The 25034-nt window shown below is 63.2% G+C and carries 24 protein-coding genes; 9 read left to right on the top strand and 15 right to left on the bottom strand.

What is annotated here, in order from left to right:
- Together ACE3RQ_RS06480 and ACE3RQ_RS06475 are read right to left on the bottom strand one after the other, a co-directional pair.
- On the bottom strand, positions 1-588 hold the full coding sequence (locus tag ACE3RQ_RS06480; RefSeq protein WP_374521082.1) for a PilN domain-containing protein: 588 nt from the start codon (positions 586-588) through the stop codon (positions 1-3).
- A complete protein-coding gene (locus tag ACE3RQ_RS06475; protein ID WP_374521080.1) occupies positions 585-1664 on the bottom strand; it encodes a pilus assembly protein PilM in 1080 nt (359 codons plus the stop codon). Before ACE3RQ_RS06475 ends, ACE3RQ_RS06480 begins: the two co-directional genes overlap by 4 nt.
- 335 nt (positions 1665-1999) lie before the next feature.
- Between ACE3RQ_RS06475 and ACE3RQ_RS06470 the strand changes: the two genes are divergently transcribed.
- Positions 2000-4327 (top strand): penicillin-binding protein 1A, encoded by a 2328-nt coding sequence (locus ACE3RQ_RS06470; RefSeq protein WP_374521078.1) that lies wholly within the window; start codon positions 2000-2002, stop codon positions 4325-4327.
- Here the strand turns inward: ACE3RQ_RS06470 and cyaY are convergent.
- Positions 4317-4646 carry an iron donor protein CyaY gene (gene cyaY, locus ACE3RQ_RS06465; protein ID WP_374521076.1) on the bottom strand — a complete coding sequence of 110 codons (330 nt, stop codon included), beginning with the start codon at positions 4644-4646 and terminating at the stop codon, positions 4317-4319. The genes ACE3RQ_RS06470 and cyaY overlap by 11 nt on opposite strands.
- Before the next feature lie 12 nt (positions 4647-4658).
- Between cyaY and ACE3RQ_RS06460 the strand changes: the two genes are divergently transcribed.
- Positions 4659-4847 carry a lipoprotein gene (locus ACE3RQ_RS06460; protein WP_374521074.1) on the top strand — a complete coding sequence of 63 codons (189 nt, stop codon included), beginning with the start codon at positions 4659-4661 and terminating at the stop codon, positions 4845-4847.
- Positions 4807-6075, top strand: coding sequence for a diaminopimelate decarboxylase (lysA, locus tag ACE3RQ_RS06455; protein ID WP_374521072.1), 1269 nt, complete (start codon positions 4807-4809; stop codon positions 6073-6075). The genes ACE3RQ_RS06460 and lysA overlap by 41 nt, the downstream gene beginning before the upstream one ends.
- Positions 6076-6084: 9 nt before the next feature.
- Here the strand turns inward: lysA and ACE3RQ_RS06450 are convergent, their stop codons facing one another.
- From ACE3RQ_RS06450 to ACE3RQ_RS06430, 5 genes are all read right to left on the bottom strand, one after another.
- Positions 6085-6732: a sulfite oxidase heme-binding subunit YedZ gene (locus tag ACE3RQ_RS06450; RefSeq protein WP_374521070.1), complete on the bottom strand. Its 648-nt coding sequence runs from the start codon at positions 6730-6732 to the stop codon at positions 6085-6087.
- Positions 6733-6734: 2 nt separating this feature from the next.
- Positions 6735-7721 (bottom strand): protein-methionine-sulfoxide reductase catalytic subunit MsrP, encoded by a 987-nt coding sequence (msrP, locus tag ACE3RQ_RS06445; protein ID WP_374521069.1) that lies wholly within the window; start codon positions 7719-7721, stop codon positions 6735-6737.
- 89 nt (positions 7722-7810) lie between these two features.
- Positions 7811-9172 carry a c-type cytochrome biogenesis protein CcsB gene (ccsB, locus tag ACE3RQ_RS06440; RefSeq protein ID WP_374521067.1) on the bottom strand — a complete coding sequence of 454 codons (1362 nt, stop codon included), beginning with the start codon at positions 9170-9172 and terminating at the stop codon, positions 7811-7813.
- The gene (locus ACE3RQ_RS06435) at positions 9169-11289 is read right to left on the bottom strand and encodes a cytochrome c biogenesis protein ResB (protein ID WP_374521065.1); all 2121 of its coding nucleotides are present in this window, start codon (positions 11287-11289) and stop codon (positions 9169-9171) included. The genes ccsB and ACE3RQ_RS06435 overlap by 4 nt, the downstream gene beginning before the upstream one ends.
- A 161-nt stretch (positions 11290-11450) precedes the next feature.
- Positions 11451-12065 carry a cytochrome c gene (locus tag ACE3RQ_RS06430; RefSeq protein WP_374521063.1) on the bottom strand — a complete coding sequence of 205 codons (615 nt, stop codon included), beginning with the start codon at positions 12063-12065 and terminating at the stop codon, positions 11451-11453.
- A 103-nt stretch (positions 12066-12168) separates the two neighbouring features.
- Here ACE3RQ_RS06430 and yihA point away from each other — a divergent pair, with 103 nt between their 5' ends.
- Together yihA and ACE3RQ_RS06420 are read left to right on the top strand one after the other, a co-directional pair.
- Positions 12169-12858 (top strand): ribosome biogenesis GTP-binding protein YihA/YsxC, encoded by a 690-nt coding sequence (gene yihA, locus ACE3RQ_RS06425; protein ID WP_374521061.1) that lies wholly within the window; start codon positions 12169-12171, stop codon positions 12856-12858.
- Between the two features lie 26 nt (positions 12859-12884).
- Positions 12885-13814 (top strand): alpha/beta fold hydrolase, encoded by a 930-nt coding sequence (locus ACE3RQ_RS06420; RefSeq protein ID WP_374521059.1) that lies wholly within the window; start codon positions 12885-12887, stop codon positions 13812-13814.
- Here the strand turns inward: ACE3RQ_RS06420 and ACE3RQ_RS06415 are convergent.
- A complete protein-coding gene (locus ACE3RQ_RS06415) occupies positions 13808-14734 on the bottom strand; it encodes a lipid A biosynthesis acyltransferase (RefSeq protein WP_374521057.1) in 927 nt (308 codons plus the stop codon). The two genes, ACE3RQ_RS06420 and ACE3RQ_RS06415, sit on opposite strands and share 7 nt — an antisense overlap.
- Positions 14731-15564, bottom strand: a complete 834-nt coding sequence (locus ACE3RQ_RS06410) for a lysophospholipid acyltransferase family protein (protein WP_374521055.1) — start codon at positions 15562-15564, stop codon at positions 14731-14733. Before ACE3RQ_RS06410 ends, ACE3RQ_RS06415 begins: the two co-directional genes overlap by 4 nt.
- 150 nt (positions 15565-15714) lie before the next feature.
- Here ACE3RQ_RS06410 and metK point away from each other — a divergent pair, with 150 nt between their 5' ends.
- The 3 genes from metK to ACE3RQ_RS06395 all read left to right on the top strand — a co-directional run bounded on the left by metK (position 15715) and on the right by ACE3RQ_RS06395 (position 19562).
- Complete coding sequence (gene metK, locus ACE3RQ_RS06405; RefSeq protein WP_374521053.1) at positions 15715-16896, top strand: methionine adenosyltransferase; 1182 nt, start codon at positions 15715-15717, stop codon at positions 16894-16896.
- A 218-nt stretch (positions 16897-17114) separates the two neighbouring features.
- Positions 17115-18755, top strand: coding sequence for a PAS domain S-box protein (locus ACE3RQ_RS06400; protein WP_374521051.1), 1641 nt, complete (start codon positions 17115-17117; stop codon positions 18753-18755).
- A 27-nt stretch (positions 18756-18782) separates the two neighbouring features.
- A complete protein-coding gene (locus tag ACE3RQ_RS06395; RefSeq protein WP_374521049.1) occupies positions 18783-19562 on the top strand; it encodes an SDR family oxidoreductase in 780 nt (259 codons plus the stop codon).
- A gap of 56 nt (positions 19563-19618) precedes the next feature.
- Here the strand turns inward: ACE3RQ_RS06395 and ACE3RQ_RS06390 are convergent, their stop codons facing one another.
- The 5 genes from ACE3RQ_RS06390 to ACE3RQ_RS06370 form a co-directional block, all read right to left on the bottom strand.
- Positions 19619-20548 carry a branched-chain amino acid ABC transporter permease gene (locus tag ACE3RQ_RS06390; RefSeq protein ID WP_374521047.1) on the bottom strand — a complete coding sequence of 310 codons (930 nt, stop codon included), beginning with the start codon at positions 20546-20548 and terminating at the stop codon, positions 19619-19621.
- Positions 20548-21435 (bottom strand): branched-chain amino acid ABC transporter permease, encoded by an 888-nt coding sequence (locus ACE3RQ_RS06385; protein WP_374521045.1) that lies wholly within the window; start codon positions 21433-21435, stop codon positions 20548-20550. The genes ACE3RQ_RS06390 and ACE3RQ_RS06385 overlap by 1 nt, the downstream gene beginning before the upstream one ends.
- 89 nt (positions 21436-21524) lie before the next feature.
- A complete protein-coding gene (locus ACE3RQ_RS06380; RefSeq protein WP_374521043.1) occupies positions 21525-22748 on the bottom strand; it encodes an ABC transporter substrate-binding protein in 1224 nt (407 codons plus the stop codon).
- Positions 22749-22775: 27 nt separating this feature from the next.
- Complete coding sequence (locus ACE3RQ_RS06375) at positions 22776-23480, bottom strand: ABC transporter ATP-binding protein (RefSeq protein ID WP_374521041.1); 705 nt, start codon at positions 23478-23480, stop codon at positions 22776-22778.
- On the bottom strand, positions 23477-24241 hold the full coding sequence (locus ACE3RQ_RS06370; RefSeq protein WP_374521039.1) for an ABC transporter ATP-binding protein: 765 nt from the start codon (positions 24239-24241) through the stop codon (positions 23477-23479). Before ACE3RQ_RS06370 ends, ACE3RQ_RS06375 begins: the two co-directional genes overlap by 4 nt.
- A 462-nt stretch (positions 24242-24703) precedes the next feature.
- On the opposite strand from ACE3RQ_RS06370, the gene groES reads away from it, so the two are divergent.
- Positions 24704-24994 carry a co-chaperone GroES gene (gene groES / locus ACE3RQ_RS06365; protein WP_374521037.1) on the top strand — a complete coding sequence of 97 codons (291 nt, stop codon included), beginning with the start codon at positions 24704-24706 and terminating at the stop codon, positions 24992-24994.
- The last annotated feature ends 40 nt before the right edge of the window (positions 24995-25034 follow it).

Below are 25034 nucleotides of genomic sequence, written 5' to 3'. Positions count from 1 at the left end.
TTACACCTTCCCGGCGGGCGCCGCCTCAGTGGCGGGGCGTTTGACCACCACCCTGACCGTGAAATTGGCAACGCGCCTGGGCTGTCCGGCCACCGACGAACTGGCCGCGACAATTTCAACCAATTCAGGACGAGACAACCACTTGCTCTTGCCGCCCAGGTTTCTCAACAATTCGGAAACACGCTCTTGGGATTGAGCAACGCCAGTCAGCAAGACGTTTTCATTTTCTTGCCTCATGGTGTTCAGGAATATTCCATCAGGAATCTGCGCGACCAATTCTTCCAACAAATGCACAGGCAAATTGCGATTGGCCTGAAGGTTCTCGACAGCACCCTGACGAGCTCGCAGAGAAGCGATTTGCTGCTGCAAAGATGCAATATCCTTGATTTCCGCATCTAACTTGGAAATCTCAGTTTGCAAAAACTGGTTGCGCTCTTGCTGAGCGGCAATCTGGCCTTGGTACCAGGTGAACACAGCGCCGCCGATCAGGCCACCCAGAAGGGCAGAGGCACCCAAATGGGTAAAAAACTGCTCTTTGCGGCGCTTGCGGGCTGCCTCGCGGTGGGGCAGGAGGTTGATCAAAATCATTGGTAAAACCTCCGCAGAGCCAGCCCAGTCGAGGTCAAGTAGGAAGGCGCCTCGCGAGTGATCTTGCGCGCTTGCACGGAAGCCCCCATCTCCATGCCGTCGAATGGGTTGATCACCATGCAAGCGAACGAGGTCTGCAAGGTCACGGCGTCGGTCAACCCGGGCAAAGCCGCGCTTCCGCCTGCGATCAGAATGTGATCGACCTTGTTGTAAGGGGTACTCGTGAAGAAAAACTGCAGTGCGCGACCGATCTCCTGCGCCATGCTCTCAATGAACGGGCTCAGCACGGCACTGCCATAGTCCTCCGGCAAGTCGCCCGACCGCTTCTTGGCTTCCGCCTCGTCCGAAGAAAATCCATATTGGCGAACGATCAGCTGCGTCAGCTGGGCCCCACCAAACGCCTGATCGCGCTCATACAGCACCTCGTCGTTGCGCAGCACCTGCATGCTGGTGGTCATTGCACCCACTTCAAACAGGGCGACGACGGCGTCCACGCCCTGGTTGGGCAAGGTTTCAATCACTCGACCAGCCGCCAGGCGTGAGGCATACGACTCCACGTCCATCACCATCGGCTTCAAGCCGGCAGCTTCCGCCAGGCCTTGACGGTCAGACACCTTTTCCTTGCGCGAGGCCGCAATCAGGACTTCGACGTCACCCACCGACGAGGCACTGGGCCCGATCACGCAGAAATCCAGACTGACTTCATCGAGGGAGAAGGGGATGTACTGATTGGCCTCAGCCTCCACCTGCGCCTCCAAATCACGCTCAGAAAGACCGCCGGGCAGGGTGATCTTTTTGGTGATGACCGCAGAAGCGGGAAGGGCGAGCGCCACGTTTTTGGTCCGGCTGCCGCTTTTGCGCACGACGCGCCTGACGGCTTCGGCCACCTCATCGAAGTTCTCGATGTTGCCGTCGGTGATCCAGCCGCGCTCCAGCGGCTCGATCGCACAGCGCTCCAACACGAGATCCCCCGCGCGATTACGCCCCAGCTCAACCAGCTTGACACTCGAAGAACTGATGTCGATGCCCAACATCGGCACCGGTTCCCGGCTGAATAACGACCCCAGTGATGCCAAGGCAGCCCCCAAATTCTGTAGCGCAGCCGAGCTGCCGTACCTAATAATTCACATGAATGCTAGCAGCAAGGCCATTGAGCGGCAAAGAAATATTGCCCAGCTAGCATTTTGAAACGTTGTCAAAACAAGACGAATAAGCAGGTCTGACAGAAGCCGATACATTCACGCTTGCGCAGCGATCCGCCACGCTGACCAACCGTCCAACCCGTCTGCATCGGCACGCTGGGAGCGGTTTTTATAATTCCTGCTCGCCGCCTTGGACGATCTGAATGTCTTCAAACAAGAAACCCGCCACCAGCACAGCCGGTAAACAAGTATCAACGGGCCCCACGAACATGACCTGGCTGGGTCGCTTGGTGGTGGGCGTGGTCGGACTGGCGGTGGCGGCCGGGGTGACCCTGCTGATGGCCATCGGCATTGCGCTGGCGGTGGCCTACCCGAACTTGCCTGACGTCACGGGCCTGGCCGACTACCGACCCAAGCTGCCCCTGCGTGTGCTGGCGGCGGACGGCACGTTGATCAACGAGTTCGGCGAGGAGCGGCGCAACCTACTTCGTATTGACGAAATCCCCGACGTGATGAAAAACGCCGTGCTCGCGATCGAAGACTCACGGTTTTTTGAGCACAGTGGTGTCGACTACCGAGGCATGTTGCGTGCCGCGCTGGCCAACCTGAGACAGGCCAAGAGTCAGGGCGCGTCGACCATCACGATGCAAGTGGCTCGTAACGTCTACCTCTCGGCCGAGAAGAGCTACACCCGCAAGATCTATGAGGTGCTGCTGACCTTCAAGCTGGAGCACATGCTCACCAAAGAGCAGATCCTTGAGATCTACATGAACCAGATCTTTTTGGGCCAGCGAGCCTATGGGTTTGCCTCGGCATCGCAGATCTACTTTGGCAAGCCACTGAAGGACGTGTCCATCGCCGAGGCTGCCATGCTGGCAGGACTGCCACAGGCCCCATCGGCCTACAACCCCATTCGCAACCCGAGGAGGGCGCGGGCGCGGCAGCTTCACATCATCGATCGCATGGTGGAGAACGGCTTCATCACGGCCGAACAGGCAGAACAGGCCAAGAACGAGCAGCTCAAGTTGCGCATGCCGGGCAACCAGGACGGCATTCACGCCGAGTTCGTGGCCGAGATGGTGCGCCAGGCCATGGTGCAGCAGTACGGCGACGAGGCCTACACGCGAGGTCTCGTGGTGACCACCACACTGGATGCTGACGCTCAACTGGCGGCATACAAGGCGGTTCGAGATGGCGTGCTGGAGTACGAGCGTCGGCAGTTCTACCGTGGCCCGGAATTGTTCATTTCCCTGCCGACCGACCCCACCGAGCGCGACAACGCCATCGACGAGGCGCTGAACGAGCGACCGGACAACGGCGATCTGCTGTCGGCGGTGGTGCTGGACGCGAACCCGAAAAAGGTGGTGGCGGTGCGCTCGGACGGTGAACCGTTCGAGATCACGGGCGAAGGGCTCCGTCCCGCGCAGTCCGGCCTGTCGGACAAGGCTGGACCCAATGTGAAGATCCGCCCAGGCGCCGTGATCCGCGTGGTCAAAGTGGGCAACAGCGGCTGGCGCATCACCCAGCTGCCCGAGGTGGAATCGGCCTTCGTGGCCATGGACCCGCGCAACGGACACATCACCGCCCTGGTGGGTGGCTTTGACTTCCAGAAGAGCAAGTTCAACCACGTTACCCAGGCTTGGCGCCAGCCCGGCTCCAGCTTCAAGCCCTTCATTTACTCGGCTGCGCTCGAAAAGGGCTTGACCCCAAGCACCGTGGTGAACGACGCGCCACTGTTCTACAGCGCCGAGCAGACCGGCGGCAAACCGTGGGAACCCAAGAACTACGACGGGCAGTTCGAAGGGCCGATGTCGGTGCGCCGGGCACTGGCCAAGTCGAAAAACATGGTGTCGATCCGGGTGCTGCAATTGGTGGGTACCCAGAGTGCGCAGGAGTGGGTGAGCCGTTTTGGGTTTGATGCCGACAAACACCCGCCCTACCTCACCATGGCGCTGGGGGCCGGGTCGGTGACGCCGCTGCAGATGGCCACCGGCTATGCCGTGTTCGCCAACGGTGGCTACCGGGTGTCGCCCACGCTGATCACCAAAGTCACTGACCAGCGAGGCAAGGTGCTGTTTGAAGCACCGGAAAAGCCGCTTGACCAATCGCCCCGCGTCATCGATGCCCGCAACGCGTTCGTCATGAACAGCCTGCTGCAGGAAATTACGCGCACCGGCACCGCGGCAAGGGCTCAAGCCACCCTGAAGCGCCCCGACCTTTACGGAAAGACCGGCACCACGAACGACGCGGTCGACGCCTGGTTCGTGGGCTACCAGCCGACCCTGGTCGCCGCCGCCTGGGTGGGTTACGACACCCCGCGCAACCTGGGCAGCCGCGAGACCGGTGGCGGCCTGAGCCTGCCGATCTGGATTTCTTTCATGCAGACGGCATTGAAGAACGTGCCCGTCATGACCTATGACCCACCCACTGGCGTGACGAACATCGGCGGCGAGTGGTACTACGACGAGTTTGGTCCGGGCAACAGCGTGAACTCGCTGGGCATGTCAGACCCGGCAGCCCCCGGCAGTTCAGAGGGCGCCGCCAAACCCACGCCGACCGAAGAGCGGCGCAGCATTCTGGACTTGTTCAGGAATTGAAGCTCAAGGTCAAACCGGCCTGCTCGCTGGCGTAGCGGCTCAGGTTGGCGAAAAACTCACCATTGCCTTTGGTGTCCACCCAGGCCGCACCGTCGAACTTGTAGTGGAAGCCGCCAGCGCGAGCTGCAAGCCAGACCTCGTGTAGTGGCTTTTGCAGGTTGATGATGATCTGGCTGCGGTTGGCAAAGGTCAGGGTGATCATGCCGCCCACGCGCTGGTTGTCGATGTCGGCGTCGGTGGCCTCGTTGAGGCGATCGCAGGCCAGCTCGACCGCTTTGAGCAAGGCCTCTGCGCGGTCCTGGTATTCGGTGTCGGTCATTACAATGCGAGGATGTTTGGGATGCAGCGAATTCTAGGCCGGTGGTCCGGCCCCTCGCGGGTCATGGCCATGGCGTGCGTGCTGTTGGGCTTGGTCGGTTGCGGGCAAAAGGGTCCGCTGTATTTGCCCTCTGCCACCCCCACTCCAGCCAAGACCTCTGATGTCGCCCCTGCCCGCCTTCCTGACGCTCCGCAACGGTGAACTGCACTTTGAGGGCGTGCCGCTCTCGCGCCTGGCCCACGAGCACGGCACACCACTGTTCGTGTACAGCAAAGCCGCGATGCTGGAAGCCCTGGCCGCCTATCAGCGCGGCCTGAGCGGGCGCAAGCACCTTATCTGTTACGCGATGAAAGCCAATTCGTCGCTGGCCATTCTGCAAACCTTGGTGCGTGAAGGTTGCGGGCTGGACATCGTGTCCGGCGGTGAGCTTGAACGGGCCTTGGCGGCGGGGGTGGACCCGGCCAAGGTGATCTTCTCGGGCGTAGGCAAGACTCGCGCCGAGATGCGCCGAGCACTGGAAGTGGGCATTGGCTGCTTCAACGTCGAAAGCATTGCAGAACTCGACGTGCTGGACGAAGTGGCCCGTGGCATGGGCCTGCGCGCCCCGGTCAGTTTGCGCGTGAACCCCAATGTGGACGCCAAGACGCATCCCTACATTTCCACCGGCCTGAAGGGCAACAAGTTCGGCATTGCACACGAATCCGCCGTGGCCACCTACCGCCATGCCGCGTCTTGTGCCGGCCTGCGGGTGGTGGGCATCGATTGCCACATCGGCTCACAGATCACCCAGGTCGAGCCCTACCTCGACGCCATGGACCGGGTGCTCGATCTGGTGGAAGCGGTGGAGGCGGCTGGCGTTCACATCGGCCACATCGACTTCGGTGGTGGCCTGGGCATTGATTACAGCGGCGATGTGCCACCGGCCGCCGATGCACTCTGGGCCCAGTTGCTGGCCAAGCTGGACGCCCGCGGCTTCGGTGATCGCGCCATCTACATCGAGCCTGGCCGTTCTCTGGTGGGCAACGCGGGCGTGTGCCTGACCGAGGTGCTGTACCTCAAGCCCGGTGAGCAGAAGAACTTCCTGATCGTGGACGCGGCCATGAACGACCTGCCCCGCCCAGCGATGTACCAGGCCTACCACCGCATCGAGCCGGTGAAGCCCCGCGATGGCGAGGCATCCATCATGTGGGATGTGGTGGGGCCGGTGTGCGAGAGCGGCGACTGGTTGGGCCACGAACGCTCGCTGGCGGTGCAGCCCGGCGATCTGCTGGCGGTGCTGTCGGCTGGCGCCTATTGCATGAGCATGGCCAGCAACTACAACACCCGTGGACGCGCCGCAGAGGTGTTGGTGGACGGCGATCGGGCCACCGTCATTCGCCACCGCGAGACCGCCGCTGACCAGTTGCGGCTAGAGACCCTGCTGAGCTGAGGCAGCACCTCAGCGCGGGCCCCAGCGGCGCCAGGCACGCCAGCCCAGCAAGCCGATGAACACGGCCGCGTAGACGCTCACCTCGGTGAGGTCATTCTTGCTGCTGCGCATCCAATAAAAGTGCAGCACCGCGAGACCGGCCACCAGGTACACGAGGCGGTGCAGCCGCTGCCAGGCCTTGCCACCCAGGGCCCGAACCGCACCGTTGAACGAAGTGGCCGCCAGCGCTATCAGCAACACCCAGGCCAGCATGCCCACCAGAATGAAGGGCCGTTTGGCTGTGTCGTGCACCACCTCGGCCCAATCCCAGCCCGTGTCGAGCCAGGCGTAGGCCAGCAAGTGCATGCTGGCGTAGAACGCCACGAAGAGACCGCACATTCGACGCAGACGCACCAGGGCCGACCAGCCGGTGATGACGCGCAGAGGCGTCACGGCCAGCGCCAGCACCAGCGCGCGGAGGGTCCAGTCCCCCAGGGCTCGCACCATGGCCTGCGCTGGGTTGGCGCCCAGGGCGTCAGCAAAAGCGGCCCACACCAAATACAGCATGGGCAGAGACAAGGCCGCGAACAGCGTGGGCTTGGCCAGCGGGTGCATGACGATCCGGTTGGGCCAGGACAGGCGGGAACGAATGGCGCCCGCGTGGGCTGTGGTGCTCATGCTCAGTAGAACTTGCTCAGGTCCATGCCGGCATACAGCTGGCCCACCTGCTTTTCGTATCCGTTGAACATCAGCGTGGGGCGTCGCTTCGCGAACAGGCCGCCCTCTTCGCCGATGCGCCGCTCAGAGGCTTGGCTCCAGCGCGGGTGCGCGACCTGCGGGTTCACGTTGGAATAGAACCCGTACTCTTGCGGAGCCGCCTCGTTCCATGCCGTCTTGGGCTGCCGCTCGGTGAAGCGGATCTTGACGATCGACTTGGCGCTCTTGAAGCCGTATTTCCATGGCACCACCAGGCGCACCGGCGCACCGTTCTGGTTGGGCAGGACCTCGCCGTAGAGACCAAAGGCCAACAGGCTCAAGGGATGCAGGGCTTCGTCCAGGCGCAGGCCCTCGGTGTAGGGCCAGTCCAGCACGCGCGAGCGCAAGCCTGGCATCTGCTTGGGATCGGCCAGGGTCACGAACTCGACATACTTCGCGCTTCCCTGCGGTTCGACACGCTTGATGAGCGCTGACAGGGAATAGCCGACCCAGGGGATCACCATCGACCAGCCCTCCACGCAGCGCAGCCGGTAGATGCGCTCCTCCATCGGGGCCAGCTTGAGCAGGGCATCGAGGTCAAAGGTGCCAGGCTTGTTGACCAAGCCTTCCACCTGAACCGTCCAGGGTCTGGGCTTGAGGGAATCGGCTCGCGCAGCAGGATCGGATTTGCTGGTGCCGAATTCGTAGAAGTTGTTGTACTGGGTGACGTCTTGGTAAGACGTGAGCTTCTCTGCCGAGGTCGCCCCGTCCACCGCACTGCGCTGCCCTGGCAAGGCGGCCAGTCGGTTGGGGCGAGCCGAGCCTTGTGCGAATGCTTCGCGGCCGGCCCACGCCACGCCAGAAGCGGCCATGGCCGTCAGCCACAGCCGGCGAGAGAAGTACGCCTCACGGGGCGTGATATCGCTGCTGAGCGGGTGCTGGAAGCCGTCGCCGCCTGTTCGAATCAACATAAACGGTCCTTCTTCAAGAGAACAGGGGCGCCCTCCAAGGCGCCCCCACAGGTCTTTTCAGACCACCCAGCCAGCGAGAAGTTTCCGGATCACAGCTCGCCGTAGCTGTGCAGGCCCGACAGGAACATGTTCACGCCGAGGAAGGCGAAGGTGGTGATGGCCAGGCCCACCAGTGCCCACCAGGCAGCCACGGTGCCGCGCAGGCCTTTCATCAGGCGCATGTGCAGCCACGCCGCGTAGTTAAGCCACACGATCAGCGCCCAGGTTTCCTTGGGGTCCCAGCTCCAGTAACCGCCCCAGGCCTCGGCCGCCCAGAAGGCACCCAGCACGGTGGCGATGGTGAAGAAAGCGAAGCCCACGGCGATGGCCTTGTACATCACGTCGTCCAGCACCTCGAAGCTGGGCAGTCGCTCGGCAATGCGGCCACGGGCCGTGAGGATGCCGCCCACGATCAAAGCCGACACGCCGAAGTACACAAACCAGTAGCTGCCGCCTTTGTCCGCAGCGCCCTGGCGAAACACGATGGGCTCAAAGCAGAGCACCACGCCCAGCAGCCACAGCGGCGCGAGCTTGTACCACCGGGTTTCACCAGCGCTTTGCTTGATGAGGTAGGCGAACGCGAGCATCGCGGCAATGGCGAAGGTGCCGTAGCCGATGAAGTTGGCCGGCACGTGCAGCTTCATCCACCAGCTCTGCAGAGCTGGCACGAGCGGCTGAATCTGGTGGGCCTCGCGCACCACCGTGTACCACAGCAGAAAGCCCACCGCCGCGCTCACGATGAGCATGGCGAACGCTCCCATGGAGCGGGTCTTGTACTGGTCTTCGTAGTACAGGTAGAAGACGGCTGTCATCCAGCAGAACAGCACGAATACCTCGTAGAGGTTGCTGACCGGAATGTGGCCGATGCCGGTGCCAATCTGGTGACTCTCATACCAGCGCACCATGGTGCCGATCAGGGCCAGGCCGCTGGCCACCCAGGCCAGGCGCGAGCCCAGGGCCTCGAAGGTCTGGCCGCCGCGGGTGAGCAGGCCAATCCAGTAGAAGGCCGTGCTCATGAAGAACAGCATGCTCATCCACAGAATCGCGGACTGGCTGGAGATGAAGTACTTGAGCAGGAACACCTGATCGGCACGCGCCAAATCAGCCCCCGTCGGGGTTTGGTACAAGTTGATCGCGAGCAATGAAATCGCGGCCACCACCACCATCAGCGTGCGCAGGGGGCGCCAGAACCAACCCAGCCAGATCACGCTGGGCACGGTTCCCACCAGAATGGACTTTTCGTAGATGTCCATCGCAGCGCCGTAACGCTGAAACGCCACGCCGGCTCCCACCACGCAAAGCACGGCAAACAGCCAGTCCCACACGTTGCGGCGCGCCCAGTAACCGGGCGCCAGTCCCCCCTGGCCGCTGTGGCTTTTCTTGAGCTCGATGGTCTGGGTGGCGGTATTCATGGGTTCACCTTGAGCAATTGGGTCTTGAGCAGATCGAATTCGCGGTCAGCGTCCAGCGTCTTGCGGTTGGACGACAAGGCCATGGTGGCGGCAGAGCCAGATTCGCGGGGCGCCAGCCATACCCACAAGCGGCGTTCGCGGACGTACAGCATGGCGAAAACGCCGACGATGAGCAACACGCAGCCGAGGTAAACGATGTTCTGCCCCGGCGCACGCGCCACCTGGAACACGCTGGCCTGAACCTGCGTGAAGTCCTTGAGCAAGAAGGTCATGGGCGCGGGATAGAAGAAGGTGTCGCTCAGGCTGATGACCGCCTGGGTCATGAAGCGCTGGGTGGCCTCATCGCGCGCGGCGGGCGCCAAGCCAGCCCTCTCGCGGCTGAGCTGCAACAGCTCGAACAGGCTGCCATTAAGGATGCGCACCAGCACATCGCCCGCGCGCTCTCGATCGGCCTCGGGCACATTGGTCTCCAGGAAGGTGGACACCGCCTGCAAGCCGCCCGAAACCGGCGCCCCGCCATTGGCTGGCTTCACCGACTCGGCCCCCGCAAAGAGATCCAGCGCGCGGGTGGCCGATGCGGCCAGGGCCTCGGCCAGGTCGGCGCGACCTCCTTCGACTGAGCCTGCCGCGTAGCGGCGCACGGCCTGCTCGCGCAACACCGGGTCGGCCAGCGCCGCTCGCAGGCGGGCAAAACCGTCCATGCTGTCGTTCTCGTCAGCGGGCACCCGCAGGTAACGGAAGGGCTCTTGCGGGGTTTCGCGCATGCCCAGCAGGAACACGCGCTGACCGTCCAGCTCGACCGGCAGCATGTAGTTGTGGTACTCGATGGCCTGGCCGGCGCTGTCGCGCAGCTTGTAGTTGACGCTGGGGCCGACGTTGCGCAAGGTTTTTTCGGTGACCGTTTTGTGGCCAGAGCCCAGGCGGCTCTCGATCGACTGTCGCAGGTCTACCTTGCGCACGTCGGTGGCAGAACCTGCATTGGCGAAGTTCTCCACGTTGATGACGCGCAGGCCAGTGAACTCCAGCGTCATGCGCTGCTCACCATTGCTCAGTTCGGTGGAGCCGCCGATGTTGCCTTCCACATCAAAGGCCTTGGCCATGGGCTGCATGGGCACGGCCTGCAGCTTCACGCGCGAGCCACCATCGTCAAAGCTGGACTGGTAGATGTTGATGCCCCGGTGATTGGCGGGGTGGTTCACCTCCACGCGGGCTTCCTTCTTCTCGCCGGTTTCCAGGTCATGGATGACGATGTCGCTGGCAAAGAGGCGCGGCATGCCCGTTTCGTAGTACTCGACGATGAACTTCTTGAGTTCCACCGAGAAGGGCAGGTCTTGCAGCAGCACCCCGCTGGCCTGTGGCAGCACGGCGGTGCTGGACGATGTGCCTTCGCTGACCAGCAGGTTGCCCCGGAAGGTGGGGTTCTGGGGCGACAAACGGTGCTGGGCCGGCACGTCGGCAATGAGGCCGCCGCCGGTGAACGGGGTTTTGCCGTTGAACCAAGTCTGCGCCCGCACCACCAGGTCGCCATCAAGCAGACCACCAATGCACACCAGCACAATGGCGCCGTGCGCCGCCAGGTAGCCCACCTTGTTGGCCGCGCCTGCCTTGGCGGCCACCATCCAGCCGGTGCCCTGCGGCGTCTCGCGAGACTGCAGCTTCACCTTCCAGCCAGAGCCCAGCAGTTGCTGGCCAATGCGATGGGCCGCCGCCTCCGGCACTTCGTCCACCGAGCCTTCAGCGCGGTGGTGAAAGGCCTTGAGGCTCTGCTCGCGGATGTTCTCTTTGTAGGCCTTGAAGTCCGCGAAGATTTTCGGGGTGTTGCGGATGATGCACAGCGAGGTGCTGATGACCAAGAACGCCAGGATCAACAAGAACCACCAGGCGCTGTACACCGAGAACAGGCCAGCCGAGCCGAACACCTCGGCCCAGAACGGCCCGAACTGGTTGACGTAGTTGTTGATGGGCTCGTGCTGCTTGACCACCGTGCCGATGACCGACGCGATGCAAATCACGCTCAGCAGGGCGATGGCAAAGCGCATCGATGACAGCAACTCGGTTGCGTCACTGAGCCATTGGGAGCCGGAGCGCAGGCGCAGGCCTTGGGTGGAAACACTCATGGGGTGGGGGTACAAGAAAAAGGGCGGTTCCAGCTTGCCCGGAACGCGCCCTTCTCTGATGTTGTTTTCGGCTGGCGGTTCAACGCCGGCGCGGCAATTTGTGCATTTTGCCGTCAAACATTAATGACGGCTTATATCCCGGCCTGTGGCCGGGGGCTTGCTCAACGCAGGCCGGCGATGAAATCGGAGACGGCCTTGATTTCCATGTCGGTCATCTTGGCGGCCACGCCGGTCATCTGGACGTTGTTGGCGCGAGCGCCACTGCGGAACTGCTGCAGTTGAGCCGCGGTGTAATCGGCGTGCTGGCCGGACAGGCGGGGGTACTGGGCGGGAATGCCAGCGCCGTTGGGGCTGTGGCAGCCAGCGCAAGCAGCAATCTGACGATCGGCGATGCCGCCACGGTAAATGCGCTCACCCAGCTTCACCAGGTCTTTGTCGGTGGCAGCGCCACCCTTGGCTTTTTGGTCGGCCAGCCAGTAGGCAATGTTGCGCATGTCGTCGTCCGACAGGGCGGCAGCGAAGCCTTGCATCACGGCGTTCTTGCGCTTGCCCGACTTGAATTCCTGAAGCTGCTTGATCAGGTACTCAGGGTGCTGCTGGGCCAGCTTGGGGTTGGCCGGCGTGGTCGAGTTGCCATCGGCTGCGTGACAGGCCACGCAAACCGCGCCGTAAGTCGCCGCGCCTTTGGCCAGGTCGGGCTTGGCCGTTTGCGCCTGGGCGCTGAACGACAGGGCTGCGGCGGCAACGGCGCTGAAGAGGAAAGCAGGCAGTTTCATGACGGGGCGGGCGTCGGGTGCGACGGTTTCGGTTGATAAAGGATCTCGGATGGACCGGGCAAAGCCTGACGATTTTACAATGGCCGGCTAGATACCCCACTCAATGACCCAACACCCTGCTCCAGCCCCCCTGCCAGACCCGCGCACCCTGCACGGCTGGCTACACACCGCCCGCTTCCTCACGACGGCGCCCCAACTGGAGCACCTGCCGGCTCTGGACGTGCCGGAAATTGCGTTTGTCGGTCGCTCCAACGCGGGGAAATCCACCTGCATCAACACACTCACGCAGCAAAAGCGCTTGGCATTTGCCTCCAAGACGCCGGGGCGCACCCAGAGCATCAACCTGTTTGCCCTGGGCAAACAAGGTGTGGTCGATGCGGTCTTGGCCGACCTGCCGGGCTATGGCTACGCCGCCGTGCCGCAAGAGGCCAAGCTGCGCTGGCAGCGGGTCATGGCGAATTACCTGGTGACGCGGCGCAACCTGCGGGCCGTGGTGCTGCTGGTGGACCCACGCCTGGGCCTGACCGAGCTGGATGAAGCCCTCCTGGACGTCATCCGCCCACGGGTGCAAGAGGGCCTGAAGTTTTTGGTGCTGCTGACCAAGGCCGACAAGCTGAACCATGCCGAGGCCCAGAAAGCGCTGTCGATTGCGCGACTGCAATCCGGCGGGGGCGAAGCCAGACTGTTCTCTGCCCTGAAGAAGCAGGGCCTGGACGAGGTGGCGGGCCTGCTTTGGCAGTGGAGCCGCGAGCCGGTAACGCCCCCAGAAGACGAACCGCCCGCGCTCGACTGATGTCGGCGGGCCACTGGATGCCCGCCATGATCGAGACCTTCGACCTTGCCCTGCCGCACGGCATCACCCTGAGTTGCCGGGCCAGCGGTTCACCTGGCCGCCCAGTGCTGCTGTTTCTGCACGGCTTCCCGGAAGCGGCCTTTGTCTGGGATGCACTGCTTGAGCATTTTGCCCAGCCTGAACACGGTGGCTACCGCTGCGTGGCCCCCAACCTGCGGGGCTACGAACGCTCCAGTGCCCCAACCGAAGTGGCGGCCTATCAGGCCAAAGAGCTGGTGAAGGACATCGCCGCCACCGCAGCGGCCATCACCACACACTCCCCCACCCCAGGCCAGTTGGCGGCCTTGGTGGCCCACGACTGGGGTGGTGCCATCGCCTGGACCGTGGCGAACCAGCACCCGGCGTTGATGCAGCGGCTGGTGATCCTGAACGCACCGCACGCCGGCCCTTTTCTGCGCGAGCTGGCGTCATCGCCCGAGCAACAGGCGGCCAGCGCCTACATGAACTTTCTGATTCGGCCCGATGCCCCGGACCTGCTGGCCGAGAACGACTTCGCCCGTCTGTGGCCTTTTTTCACGAACATGGGCGCCGACACAGGCCCCAAAGCCTGGCTGGATGACGCCACCCGAGAGCGCTACCGCGAGGCGTGGCGCCACGGGCTGATAGGCCCATGCGCTTATTACGCCGCCTCCCCCCTTCGTCCACCTCGCCCGGGGGACCCGGCTGCCGCTGCGTTGACCGTGCCCCATGAACGCTTGGCAGTGGCCCTGCCCACCCTGGTGATCTGGGGCCTGAACGACAGCGCGTTGCCTCGCGGTTTGCTCAATGGTCTAGAGGCCTGGGTGCCCCAACTCACCGTGCACCTGGAGCCCGAGGCCAGCCACTGGATCGTGCATGAAATGCCCGACCGGGTGGCCGAGGTGATTGGCGCCTACCTGGCGCGCGCGAATCAATAAAACGACGGCTCGCCTGGTGGCCGCGTCTTGAAGCGCTTGTGCACCCAGTAGTACTGCTCGGGCATGGTGCGAATGTAGGCCTCAAGGTGGCGGTTCATGGTGGCGGTGTCCGCCGGCACATCGTCGGTGGGATAGGCCTCCCAGGGTGACAAAACGGTCACTTCGTAGCCCTCGGGGACCAGGCGACTGAGCACCGGCACCACCTTGGCCCGCGCCATGCGCGCGAAGCGCGAGAGCGAGGTGATGGTGGCGGTCTGCACGCCGAAGAAGGGCACGAACTCCGAGTCTCGGGTGCCATAGTCCATGTCCGGCAGCAGGTACAGGGGCATGCCCTGGCGCAAAGCGCTCACCAGGGGCTTGAGGCCCTGGCGCATGGCCACGATGTGCGGCTGGCCAAAGCGCTGGCGCCCCAAGGACATCCAGCGGTCGACATCGGCATTGAGCTGGCCGGCGTAGATGCCGCAGAAACGCCGATCCAGGTGGGCGGTCAGGGCCGTCCAGCCAGCGTCCATGCCCACGAAGTGCGGGGCGAACAGCACGGTGGGCGCCTGGCCCGCCAGGGCACTCAGGTCTCCTTTGAGCACCAGGCGGCGACGCACCACGTCGGGACGGGCCTCCCAAAGCCAGCCGCGGTCCAGCCAGGCCTGGGCAAACAGCACGAAGTGGCGGCGCACCGCCGCGTTGCGCTGGGCTTCGGTCTGCTCGGGAAAACACAAGGCCCAATTGGTGCGGGCCACGCGCCGGCGGCGCCCGGCCACGGCATGCAACACCTGCCCGAACACCCAGCCAGCGGCGCGCACGCATGGCAGCGGCAACCGGGCCAACAAGCGCATGAAGCCAATGCCCAGTCGGTTGACCCAATGACTCGACGCGTTCGGGTGATCGTTCGATGGAGCGAAAGCAGAATCGGGAGCGGTCATTCGCGCGGTGCCTTGTAACGGTCGTAAGACCACAGGTACTGGGTGGGCGATTCTCGCACCAGCGACTCCATGGCACGGTTGATCTGGGCGGCCGCCAGCCCGGCATCGGTGGACAAAGTCTCAGCAAGGGGTCTGACGTGCACCACGTAGCCGCGCCCCCAGGAAAGCCGCTCGCCCCAGCTCAGCAGCACCCGCACCGGCCCGGCATGGGCCAGCCTGGCGGACAGGGTCATGGTGTAGGCATCGCGCCCGAAAAACGGCGCCCACGCGCCCTGGCCCATAGGCGGCACCTGGTCTGGCAGCAAGCCCACCGCTTCGCCACCCTTGAGGGCCTTGAGCAGTTGCTTCACGCCCGCCAAAGTGGTGGGCGCAGTGCGCAAACCGGGGCGCTGGCGAGCCCCCGCCACCAGATCACGCAACCAGGGTTGTCGCGCAGGCCTGAACAGGACCGTCATGGGATGGAGAGCCCCAAAACGAGCGGCGTAGGCCTGGGCCGTGATTTCAAAGCACCCCAGGTGAGGGGTCAGAAACAGAAGCCCTTGGCCTTCTGCCAGGGCGGCCTCAATGTGCTCGGCGCCACGCCAATGCACTGGCACTGGCCGCCCCAGCCACAAGCGAGGCAACTCGGTGACCAGCTTGCCGGCCTCGGCCACCGACGCCCAAGCCTGCCGGCGCGGCACTTCGGCCAGGGCAGCGTTGGCCAACAGGCGCTGGCGATAACGGGCCGACAGCCAAAAGCTCAGCCAGCCCAAGGGCCAGCCCAGCGCGTGCAGCACCGGCAGGGGAAGGCAACTCAGGCCTCGGAACAAACAGTTAACGAAGGTGGACAAGGGCGGCCAGGGGGTTGGTGCGGATTGGCCTAGAATCGCGCCATCGCCGAGTTGATGAACTGATTGCGGGGCGATTCACAAATACCGCTAAAGCGTTCGCCGACTTCTGACAGACCGGCAACGCCGATCCACAGCACTTCAGGAGTTTAAATGGCGAACGATTTTCTTTTCACGTCCGAATCCGTGTCCGAAGGCCACCCCGACAAGGTGGCGGACCAGATCTCTGACGCCATCCTTGACGCGATCTTCGAGCAAGACCCGCGCAGCCGCGTGGCCGCCGAGACGCTGACCAACACCGGTCTGGTGGTGCTGGCCGGTGAAATCACCACCCAGGCCAACGTCGACTACATCCAGGTGGCGCGCGACACCATCAAGCGCATCGGTTACGACAACACCGAGTACGGCATCGACTACAAGGGCTGCGCCGTGTTGGTGGCCTATGACAAGCAGAGCAACGACATCGCCCAGGGCGTGGACCACGCCTCTGACGATTACCTGAACATTGGCGCTGGCGACCAGGGCCTGATGTTTGGCTACGCCTGCGACGAAACGCCCGAACTGATGCCGGCGCCCATCTACTACGCCCACCGCCTGGTGGAGCGCCAGGCGCAACTGCGCAAAGACGGCCGCCTGCCCTTCCTGCGCCCTGACGCCAAGAGCCAGGTGACCATGCGCTATGTCGACGGCAAGCCCCACAGCATTGACACCGTGGTGCTGTCCACCCAGCACAGCCCCGACCAGAGCGAAACCGCCACGAAAATGAAGCAGAGCTTCATTGACGCCGTGATCGAAGAAATCATCAAGCCGGTGCTGCCCAAGGAGTGGCTGCAGAACACGCGCTACCTGATCAACCCCACCGGCCGTTTCGTGATTGGTGGCCCGCAGGGCGACTGCGGCCTGACCGGTCGCAAGATCATTGTGGACACCTACGGCGGCGCCTGCCCCCACGGTGGCGGCGCCTTCTCGGGCAAAGACCCGTCCAAGGTGGACCGCTCTGCCGCCTACGCGGCCCGCTACGTGGCCAAGAACGTGGTGGCCGCTGGTCTGGCGCGCCAGTGCCAGGTGCAGGTGGCCTACGCCATCGGCGTGGCCAAGCCCATGAACGTGACGGTCTACACCGAAGGCACGGGCGTGATCCCCGACGAGAAGATTGCCGAGCTGGTGAACGAACACTTCGACCTGCGCCCGAAGGGCATCATCCAGATGCTGGACCTGTTGCGCCCGATTTACTCCAAGACGGCGGCCTACGGCCACTTCGGCCGTGAAGAGCCCGAGTTCACCTGGGAGCGCACCGACAAGGCCGCGGCCCTGCGCGCCGCCGCCGGACTCTGATCTCATCCCCGGTAAGGCTCTTGAGCCTACCCAAGACTTGACGGAACTCCGATCGAAAGCGAGCGCCCACCAACAAGACCCGCACTTTTCAGGTGCGGGTTTTTTTTCGCCCAACCGGCGTGTCAGATCGTACGCCAGGGCCATTGAATTTTCCGGTCCAGCTGTCGATAAGACCGAAGACTTTGTTGCCAGTTGCTCCGATCCGACGAGGCCAGACCATGGACATCATCTCTTCTTCTGCACCTGCCACCGAGAGCAACGCAGACCTGATCCAGCGAGTCGCCAACCGCATTCCCACGCGCTTGAGCTACTACGACAAGGACCTGGTTTGCCGGTTTGCCAACCTTGCCCATGCCCAAGGCTTCGGCAAGACCGCAGACGAGATTGTCGGCTTGAACATCAGCGAGATCATGCCGACCGAAACCCTGCCCGAGATCTTGCCCAAGGTGGCACAAGCGCTGAGCGGTGAATCCGTGAGCTTTGAAACTCAGCGAACACACGCAGATGGCTCCGAGCATTTCTACGAGATTCACTACATCCCCGACTTCCATGAATCGGAAGTCCGCGGAATCTTCATCGAGATGAGCGACATCACCGAACGTCGCCGCATTGAGGAAATGGTGCTCAGGGCCAACCATGACCTGGAAGAGCGCGTCCGCGAACGCAGCGCTGAGCTGTTCGAAAGCGAACAGCGATATCGATTGATGGTGGATGCCCTGCAGGACTACTGCATCTATTTCATTGACGAGACGGGCCTCGTGACGGACTGGACAGAGAGCGCACAACGCCTGCACGGCTACACCCACCAGCAAATGCTGGGGCAGAACAGCGATGCCCTACGACTGGTGGCCGAACCTGCCGATGAGACCGATCTGGATCAAGTTCTCCGATTGGCGATCGCCAATGGTCAGTGGGAAACACGGGGTTGGCGTCGACGCGAAGATGGGTCGCGGTTCTGGGGTCACACCGTGGTCACAGCGCTTCGCCATCAGACTGGCGAGTTACGTGGTCTATCTTGCATCACGCGCGACATGACCGCCGCCAAGCACCTCGAGGACGTGATGAACGATCTCAACCGGGAACTGGAAAAACGGGTGTCTGAGCGCACCCAGCAGCTCGTGGCCGCCAACAAAGACCTTGACGTGTTCTCGCACATGGTTTCCCACGACCTGCGGGCACCGCTGCGGCACATCTCGAACTTCATTGGCCTGCTGCAGGAGCAGCTGGCCGACTCAAATGACCCTGTCCTGAAACCCTACCTGCTGGCGATCGGCAAGGCTAGCAAGCGCATGGGAACCATGATCGAAGGCCTGTTGGAATACGCACGCCTCGGCAGGGTGGCGCTCGAAACCCAGCCTGTGCCGCTCTCCCCACTGATGCACGGCGTGATAGAGCACCTCAAACGTGAGCACGTCGATCGCCAGATCGAGTGGGTCGTTGACGAGGACATGCCGGTGGTGTTGGGTGACGCCATGATGCTGGCTCAAGCCATGGGCAAGCTGCTGGACAACGCGGTGAAATTCACCAGCAAGGTCGAGCACGCGCGCATCGAAATCGGCTGGCGATTGAACCCAGTTGGCGGCCGCATGTTCTACATCAAGGACAACGGCGCCGGGTTCGACCTGAGCAAGGCGCAAAACCTGTTCGTGATGTTCCAGCGCCAACATCACTCCATGGACTTCGAAGGCACTGGCACCGGCCTCTCCCTGAGTCAGCGCATCATTGAGCGTCATGGCGGTCGGCTGTGGTGCGAAACCGCGGTGGGCGAAGGCTGTACCTTCTTCTTCACATTGCCTTGCGAAGAGGTGGAGCCGGAAATCAGTTTTGGCTTCTCATCACTGGCCGAACTGACCAACTGAAGTTCCCCAGCTGTCGATAATGGTGGCGTGAACCTCCACCCTCAAGCCTGCTCTCCATCTCTCTTCCACCTCGCCGGGCGCACCGCCTTGGTGACGGGCGCCGCGCGTGGCTTAGGCCGCGAGATCGCGCATGCTTTTGCCGCCCATGGCGCCAACGTCTGGCTCTGTGGCCGAGATCAAGCCGCACTGCAAGAGGCCGCCCGTGGCATCGATGGTCAAGTTCACTTGCTGGCCTTCGACGTCGGTCACGAGACGGATACCAACGAAGGCATTCGCAACTTCCTTGAGCAAGCTGGTCGCTGGGATATTCTGGTCAACGCGGTGGGCCAACGACGGCGCGAGTCTCTCCAGCAGTTGCCTCCGCAGGCATTGCGAGAGCTGCTCGAGGTGAACCTAGTGGGTGCATGGAACCTGTGCCGCCAGGCAGCCGGCGTGATGCAGGCCCAGGGAAAGGGCAGCATTGTCAACATCACATCCATCGCGGGCCCCATCGCCCGGGCGGGCGACGCGGCTTACACCACATCCAAGGGTGCGGTCGAGGCAATGACGCGTGCCCTGGCGGCCGAATTGGGGCCACATGGTGTGCGCGTCAACGCCATTGCACCAGGCTACTTTGCCACCGAGACCAATGCAGCCATGGTGGAAGACGCTGGCGTGGCCGATTGGCTCAAGCGCCGCACCTCACTGGGCCGCTGGGGGCAAGCACCCGAAATCGCGGGTGCGGCGGTATTCCTGGCCAGCGACGCCGCCAGTTACGTGACGGGCCAGGTGCTGGCGGTGGACGGTGGCTACCTCGCGCACTTCTGAGGCATCGCTGCCGGCCGAGAGAAGACCACTCCCCTCGGCGCAGCAGCCACCAGCACTCAAGACGACTTCTTCTTGTTGATCAGGCGGTGCTCGATTTCGCCGACGATGCCACGGCGGAAGGCCAGCACGCAGACCACGAAGGTCAGGCCCATGATGATCGACACCATCGAGCCCAGGTCGGCCAGGTAGTTCTGCATGGTCACGATGATGGTCGCGCCCACGGCGGGCCCAAGGATGGTGCCCATGCCACCGAGCAGCGTCATCAGCACCACTTCTCCGGACATCTGCCAACTCACGTCGGTGAGCGTGGCGATGCCGAAAGCGATCGACTTGGTGGCACCGGCCATGCCAGCGATGGTGCCCGAGAGCACGAACGCCAGCAGCTTGTAGCGGTCGACGTTGTAGCCCAGCGAAAGGGCGCGCGGCTCGTTCTCGCGCACCGACTTCAGCACCTGCCCGAAGGGCGAGTGGATGATGCGGTAGATCAGAGCGAAACCGAACACGAAGACGGCGGCCACCAGGTAATACATGGCCGTGTCACTGGCCAGGTCGATCACGCCAAACAGCTTGCCGCGCGGAATGCTCTGGATGCCATCCTCCGCGTAAGTGAAGGGCGCCTGCACGCAGATGAAATACACCATCTGGGCCAGGGCCAGGGTCACCATGGCGAAGTAGATGCCCTGGCGACGCACCGCCAGCCAGCCCGTGACCACCGCAATGCCCGTGGCGCACAGCGTGCCGGCCAGGATGGACAGCTCAGGCGTCAGGCCCCAGACCTTGGCGGCGTGGCCCGACACATAGGCCGCGAAGCCAAAGAACATGGCGTGACCGAAGGACAGCAGGCCAGTGAAGCCAATGAGCAGGTTGAAGGCACACGCGAACAGCGCGAAGCACAGCACCTTCATCAGAAAGATGGGATAGCCCACGAAGGGAGCCACCATGAGCGCCGCGAACAGGACGCTGTACAGAATGCGGGTCTTGGACATCATTTCTCCCGACCGAACAGGCCCGCCGGGCGGAACATCAGAACGATGACCATGATGATGAACACCACGGTCGAGGACAGCTCGGCATAGAAGACCTTGGTCAGGCCCTCGATCAGGCCAAGCACCAGGCCGGTCAGGATGGAGCCCAGAATCGAGCCCATGCCGCCGATCACCACCACCGCGAACACGATAATGATGATGTTCGACCCCATCAGCGGACTGACCTGGTAAATGGGCGCGGCCATCACGCCAGCCAGACCCGCCAGGCCCACGCCGAAGGCGTAGGTCAGGGTGACCATCAGCGGCACGTTGATGCCGAAGGCCTTGACCATGTTGGGGTTCTCGGTGCCAGCCCGCAAATAGGCGCCGAGCTTGGTCTTCTCGATCACGAACCAGGTGGCCAGGCAGACGAAGATGGCGGCGAACACCACCCAGGCGCGGTACTTGGGCAGGAACATGAAGCCCAGGTCAAAACCACCCCGGAAAATCTCAGGCAGTTCGTAGGGCAGACCCGACGAACCATAAAACTCGCGGAACACACCTTCGAGCAACAGGGCCAGGCCAAAGGTGAGCAGCAGGCCGTAGAGGTGGTCCAGCCCATGCAGCCAGCGCAGCATGGTCTTCTCGATGACCACGCCGATCAGGCCCACCGCCAGCGGCGCCAGCAACAGCGCGAACCAGTAGTTCACGCCGGCGTAGTTCAGCAGCATCCACGCGATGAACGCGCCGGCCATGTACAGAGCGCCGTGCGCGAAGTTGACGATGTTGAGCATGCCGAAGATGACGGCCAGGCCCAAGGAGAGCAGCGCGTAAAAGGAACCGTTCACCAGCCCCAGCATGAGTTGCCCCATGAAGGCCGCTGTTGGTACGCCAAAAATTTGGTCCATTGCAGTCCGTTGAATGAGGACGGGCCGTGGCCAGCACGGCCCGTCTGTTCGGCTCGGTGAATCGGGCCGGCATCAGCCGGCCAGGTTTGTCACTTCTTGATGGCAGCGCAGCGGCTCTGGGCCAGCGGCTGGAACGCGTCGTCACCCTTCACGGTGCCCTTGAGGTTGTAGTAGTCCCAGGCGCCCTTGGACTCGGACGGCTTCTTCACCTGGAACAGGTACATGTCGTGCACCATGCGGCCGTCTTCGCGGATCTTGCCGCCCTTGGCGAACATGTCGTTGATCGGCATTTCCTTCATCTTGGCCATCACAGCCGCGGTGTCGTCGGTGCCGGCGGCCTGCACGGCCTTGAGGTAGTGCAGCGTGGCGGAGTAGACCGACGCGTGGTTGGAGTTCGGCTTGCGGCCGTTCATGACCTTGCTGAACTTGTCGGCCCAGGCGCGGGTGTCAGCGTTCAGGTCCCAGTACCAGCCCTCGGTCAGGTACAGGCCCTGGGCGGTGTTCAGGCCAATGGCGTGCACGTCGGTCAGCAGCATCAGCAGGGCGGCCAGGCTCTGCTTGCGGGTGATGCCGAACTCGGCAGCGGCCTTGATGCTGTTCACGGTGTCGCCGCCGGCGTTGGCCAGGCCCACCACCTTGGCGCCCGAGGTCTGGGCCTGCAGCAGGAAGGACGAGAAGTCGCTGGTGCCCAGCGGGTGGCGCACGGCGCCCAGAACCTTGCCGCCCGCGTTCTTCACGACATCACCGGTGTCTTTCTCCAGCGAGTGGCCGAAGGCGTAGTCGGCGGTCAGGAAGTACCAGCTGTCTCCGCCATCTTTCACGATGGCCTTGCCCACCACGTTGGACAGGGCAATGGTGTCCATCAGGTAGTGAATGCCGTTGGCCGGGGCGCAGTCTTCGTTGGTCAAGCGGGCGGTGGCCGCACCGGTGGTGATGGTGATCTTGTTCTTTTCTTTTGCCAGGGCTTGCACCGTCAGGGCCACGGCGGAGTTCAGGTTCTCCACCGAGATGTCTACGCCATCGCGGTCGAACCACTGCTGGGCCACGTTCTTGGCGATGTCGGGCTTGTTCTGGTGGTCGGCGTTGACCACCACGATGTCCTTGCCGAACATCTTGCCGCCGAAGTCCTGCACCGCCAGGCGGGCAGCGGCCACGGCACCAGGTCCGCCGTAGTCTGCGTACAGGCCAGACATGTCGGTCAGCACGCCGATCTTCACGGCATCCCCCGAAAGCTTGCCCTGCTGGGCCATGGCGAAAGGAGCACCGCCCGCCACAACGGCGGCGATGGCAGCAGCAATCAGTTTGCGTTTCATGGGTTGTCTCCAGATGAAAAGATGGCGTCAGACGCCGAGGTACTCGTGCAGCATGGCTGCTTTGCTCTCGAGTTCGTGCTTCTCCACGCTGGCCACGATCTGGCCGTGTTCCATCACGTAGTGACGGTCGGCAAGCGGAGCGGCAAAGCGGAAGTTCTGCTCCACCAGGATGATGGTGAGGCCCTTGGCCTTGAGCGCGCGGATCACGCGGCCCAAGGTTTGCACGATGACTGGAGCCAGGCCTTCGGTGATTTCGTCCAGCAGCAAGACCTTTGCCCCGGACCGCAGGATGCGCGCCATGGCCAGCATCTGCTGCTCGCCCCCCGACAGGCGCGTGCCTTGGCTGTGGCGGCGCTCTTTCAGGTTGGGGAACATCTCGTAGATCTCGTCCACGCTCATGCCACCCTCGCCCACCTTGGGCGGCAGCATCAGGTTTTCTTCGCAACTCAGCGAAGAGAAGATGCCCCGCTCTTCCGGGCAGTAGCCCAGGCCCAGCCGCGCGATGCGGTTGGTGGGCATGTGGATGGTCTCAACACCATCGATCGTGACCGAGCCCGTGCGCTTGCCCACCAGACCCAGGATGGACTTGATGGTGGTGCTGCGGCCCGCGCCGTTGCGCCCCAGCAGCGTGACGAGTTCACCGCGGTGAATTTCGAAGTTGACGCCGTGCAGGATGTGCGACTCGCCATACCAGGCGTGCAGGTCAGAGACCTTGAGCAAGGGCTGGCTCATGCGCTGGTCTCCTCGGTCGAACCCACATAGGCCTCCAGGACGCGTGGGTCCTGGGACACCGTCTCGTAAGGCCCTTCGGCCAAGACACTGCCCCGGGCCAGCACCGTGATGGTGTCGCACAGGTGGGACACCACGTTCATGTTGTGTTCCACCATGAGCACCGTTCGGTTGGCCGCCACGCGGCGAATCAGTTCCACCACACGGCCCACGTCTTCGTGGCCCATGCCCTGGGTGGGCTCGTCCAGCAGCATCAGCTCGGGCTCAAGCGCCAGGGTGGTGGCAATCTCCAGCGCGCGCTTTCGGCCGTAAGGCAGCTCGACGGTGACGGTGTCGGCGAAGCCGCCCAGGTCCACCTGCTCCAGCAGGTGCATGGCCTGGTCGTTGAGCTTGTAGAGCGAAGACTCGGACTTCCAGAAGTGAAAGCTGGTGCCCAACTGCCGCTGCAAGCCCACGCGCACGTTCTCCAGCACCGTGAGGTGGGGGAACACCGCCGAGATCTGGAAGGAGCGCACCATGCCGTCGCGCGCCACCTCGGCCGCCTTCAGCGGTGTGATGTCGCGCCCTTTGTAAAAAATCTGGCCCGAACTCACCGGCAGGAATTTGGTGAGCAGGTTGAACACCGTGGTCTTGCCCGCGCCGTTGGGGCCGATCAAGGCGTGAATGGAGCCGCGCCGCACGCGCAGGTTGACGTGGTCAACGGCCACAAAGCCTTTGAACTCGCGCGTCAGGTCCCGTGTTTCGAGGATGTAGTCGTTGCTCATCGGTCATGTCCGAACCGCCAGCGGAGGAGCCGCCGACATGCTGCGACGCATTGTTGGCAGAGTTGTGCACTGCACACACTGGGATTTCCCCCGGGAGGGTTCTCACGGCATTGACAAAGCGAACAAGGCGCTGCAAAAGCTGATCGCACATCATTCAGACGCTCACAATTTGATTGCGTAAGCACCGTTTTCGGCAGCGATTTCCCCCTTCATGCTCCCGGGCCTTTGGCCTGTGTCGTCAGCTATCAGCAAGGCGCCAAGGGCCGATTGACGGCCACACCGGGCCTTGGGCATGCCGGTGCAAACACGGGCATCGACAAAAAGTCGGCATGGCCTGTCTTGAAAACGCCATGGCCCGCCCTTATGATTAGCACTCGCTGGCGATGAGTGCTAACACCTCGCCAAGGCCCGGCGGTTCCGCCGGGTATCCCCTTCACCAAACCGTCCATTTCAGGAGATGCAATGAACCTTCGTCCTCTCGCCGATCGCGTGATCGTCAAGCGCATTGACAGCGAAACCAAGACCGCCTCGGGCATCGTGATCCCCGACGCCGCTGCCGAGAAGCCCGACCAGGGTGAAGTGCTGGCGGTCGGCCCCGGCAAGAAGAACGACAAGGGCGAGCTGCTGGCCATGAACGTGAAGGTCGGCGACCGCGTCCTGTTCGGCAAGTACAGCGGCCAGACCGTCAAGGTTGACGGCAATGAACTGCTCGTCATGAAGGAAGACGACCTGTTCGCCGTGATCGAGAAGTAATTTCCGATCGCATTCCCCCTCTTTCTCACTGAATCCGGAG

Origin of the sequence: Hydrogenophaga sp., assembly GCF_041913525.1 — a bacterium.
In the GTDB taxonomy this organism is placed as follows: Bacteria; Pseudomonadota; Gammaproteobacteria; order Burkholderiales; family Burkholderiaceae_C; genus Hydrogenophaga.
The sequence above is the reverse complement of the archived record's forward strand: the minus strand, read 5'-3'. Positions and strand labels throughout refer to the sequence as shown.

Excerpts from the sequence above, each read along its gene's own strand:
- ACE3RQ_RS06480 (WP_374521082.1), bottom strand. The coding sequence starts at position 588 with ATGATTTTGATCAACCTCCTGCCCCACCGCGAGGCAGCCCGCAAGCGC.
- ACE3RQ_RS06470 (WP_374521078.1), top strand. The coding sequence starts at position 2,000 with ATGACCTGGCTGGGTCGCTTGGTGGTGGGCGTGGTCGGACTGGCGGTG.
- cyaY (WP_374521076.1), bottom strand. The coding sequence starts at position 4,646 with ATGACCGACACCGAATACCAGGACCGCGCAGAGGCCTTGCTCAAAGCG.
- ACE3RQ_RS06460 (WP_374521074.1), top strand. The coding sequence starts at position 4,659 with ATGTTTGGGATGCAGCGAATTCTAGGCCGGTGGTCCGGCCCCTCGCGG.
- lysA (WP_374521072.1), top strand. The coding sequence starts at position 4,807 with ATGTCGCCCCTGCCCGCCTTCCTGACGCTCCGCAACGGTGAACTGCAC.
- ACE3RQ_RS06450 (WP_374521070.1), bottom strand. The coding sequence starts at position 6,732 with ATGAGCACCACAGCCCACGCGGGCGCCATTCGTTCCCGCCTGTCCTGG.
- msrP (WP_374521069.1), bottom strand. The coding sequence starts at position 7,721 with ATGTTGATTCGAACAGGCGGCGACGGCTTCCAGCACCCGCTCAGCAGC.
- ccsB (WP_374521067.1), bottom strand. The coding sequence starts at position 9,172 with ATGAATACCGCCACCCAGACCATCGAGCTCAAGAAAAGCCACAGCGGC.
- ACE3RQ_RS06435 (WP_374521065.1), bottom strand. The coding sequence starts at position 11,289 with ATGAGTGTTTCCACCCAAGGCCTGCGCCTGCGCTCCGGCTCCCAATGG.
- ACE3RQ_RS06430 (WP_374521063.1), bottom strand. The coding sequence starts at position 12,065 with ATGAAACTGCCTGCTTTCCTCTTCAGCGCCGTTGCCGCCGCAGCCCTG.
- yihA (WP_374521061.1), top strand. The coding sequence starts at position 12,169 with ATGACCCAACACCCTGCTCCAGCCCCCCTGCCAGACCCGCGCACCCTG.
- ACE3RQ_RS06420 (WP_374521059.1), top strand. The coding sequence starts at position 12,885 with ATGATCGAGACCTTCGACCTTGCCCTGCCGCACGGCATCACCCTGAGT.
- ACE3RQ_RS06415 (WP_374521057.1), bottom strand. The coding sequence starts at position 14,734 with ATGACCGCTCCCGATTCTGCTTTCGCTCCATCGAACGATCACCCGAAC.
- metK (WP_374521053.1), top strand. The coding sequence starts at position 15,715 with ATGGCGAACGATTTTCTTTTCACGTCCGAATCCGTGTCCGAAGGCCAC.
- ACE3RQ_RS06400 (WP_374521051.1), top strand. The coding sequence starts at position 17,115 with ATGGACATCATCTCTTCTTCTGCACCTGCCACCGAGAGCAACGCAGAC.
- ACE3RQ_RS06390 (WP_374521047.1), bottom strand. The coding sequence starts at position 20,548 with ATGTCCAAGACCCGCATTCTGTACAGCGTCCTGTTCGCGGCGCTCATG.
- ACE3RQ_RS06385 (WP_374521045.1), bottom strand. The coding sequence starts at position 21,435 with ATGGACCAAATTTTTGGCGTACCAACAGCGGCCTTCATGGGGCAACTC.
- ACE3RQ_RS06380 (WP_374521043.1), bottom strand. The coding sequence starts at position 22,748 with ATGAAACGCAAACTGATTGCTGCTGCCATCGCCGCCGTTGTGGCGGGC.
- ACE3RQ_RS06375 (WP_374521041.1), bottom strand. The coding sequence starts at position 23,480 with ATGAGCCAGCCCTTGCTCAAGGTCTCTGACCTGCACGCCTGGTATGGC.
- ACE3RQ_RS06370 (WP_374521039.1), bottom strand. The coding sequence starts at position 24,241 with ATGAGCAACGACTACATCCTCGAAACACGGGACCTGACGCGCGAGTTC.
- groES (WP_374521037.1), top strand. The coding sequence starts at position 24,704 with ATGAACCTTCGTCCTCTCGCCGATCGCGTGATCGTCAAGCGCATTGAC.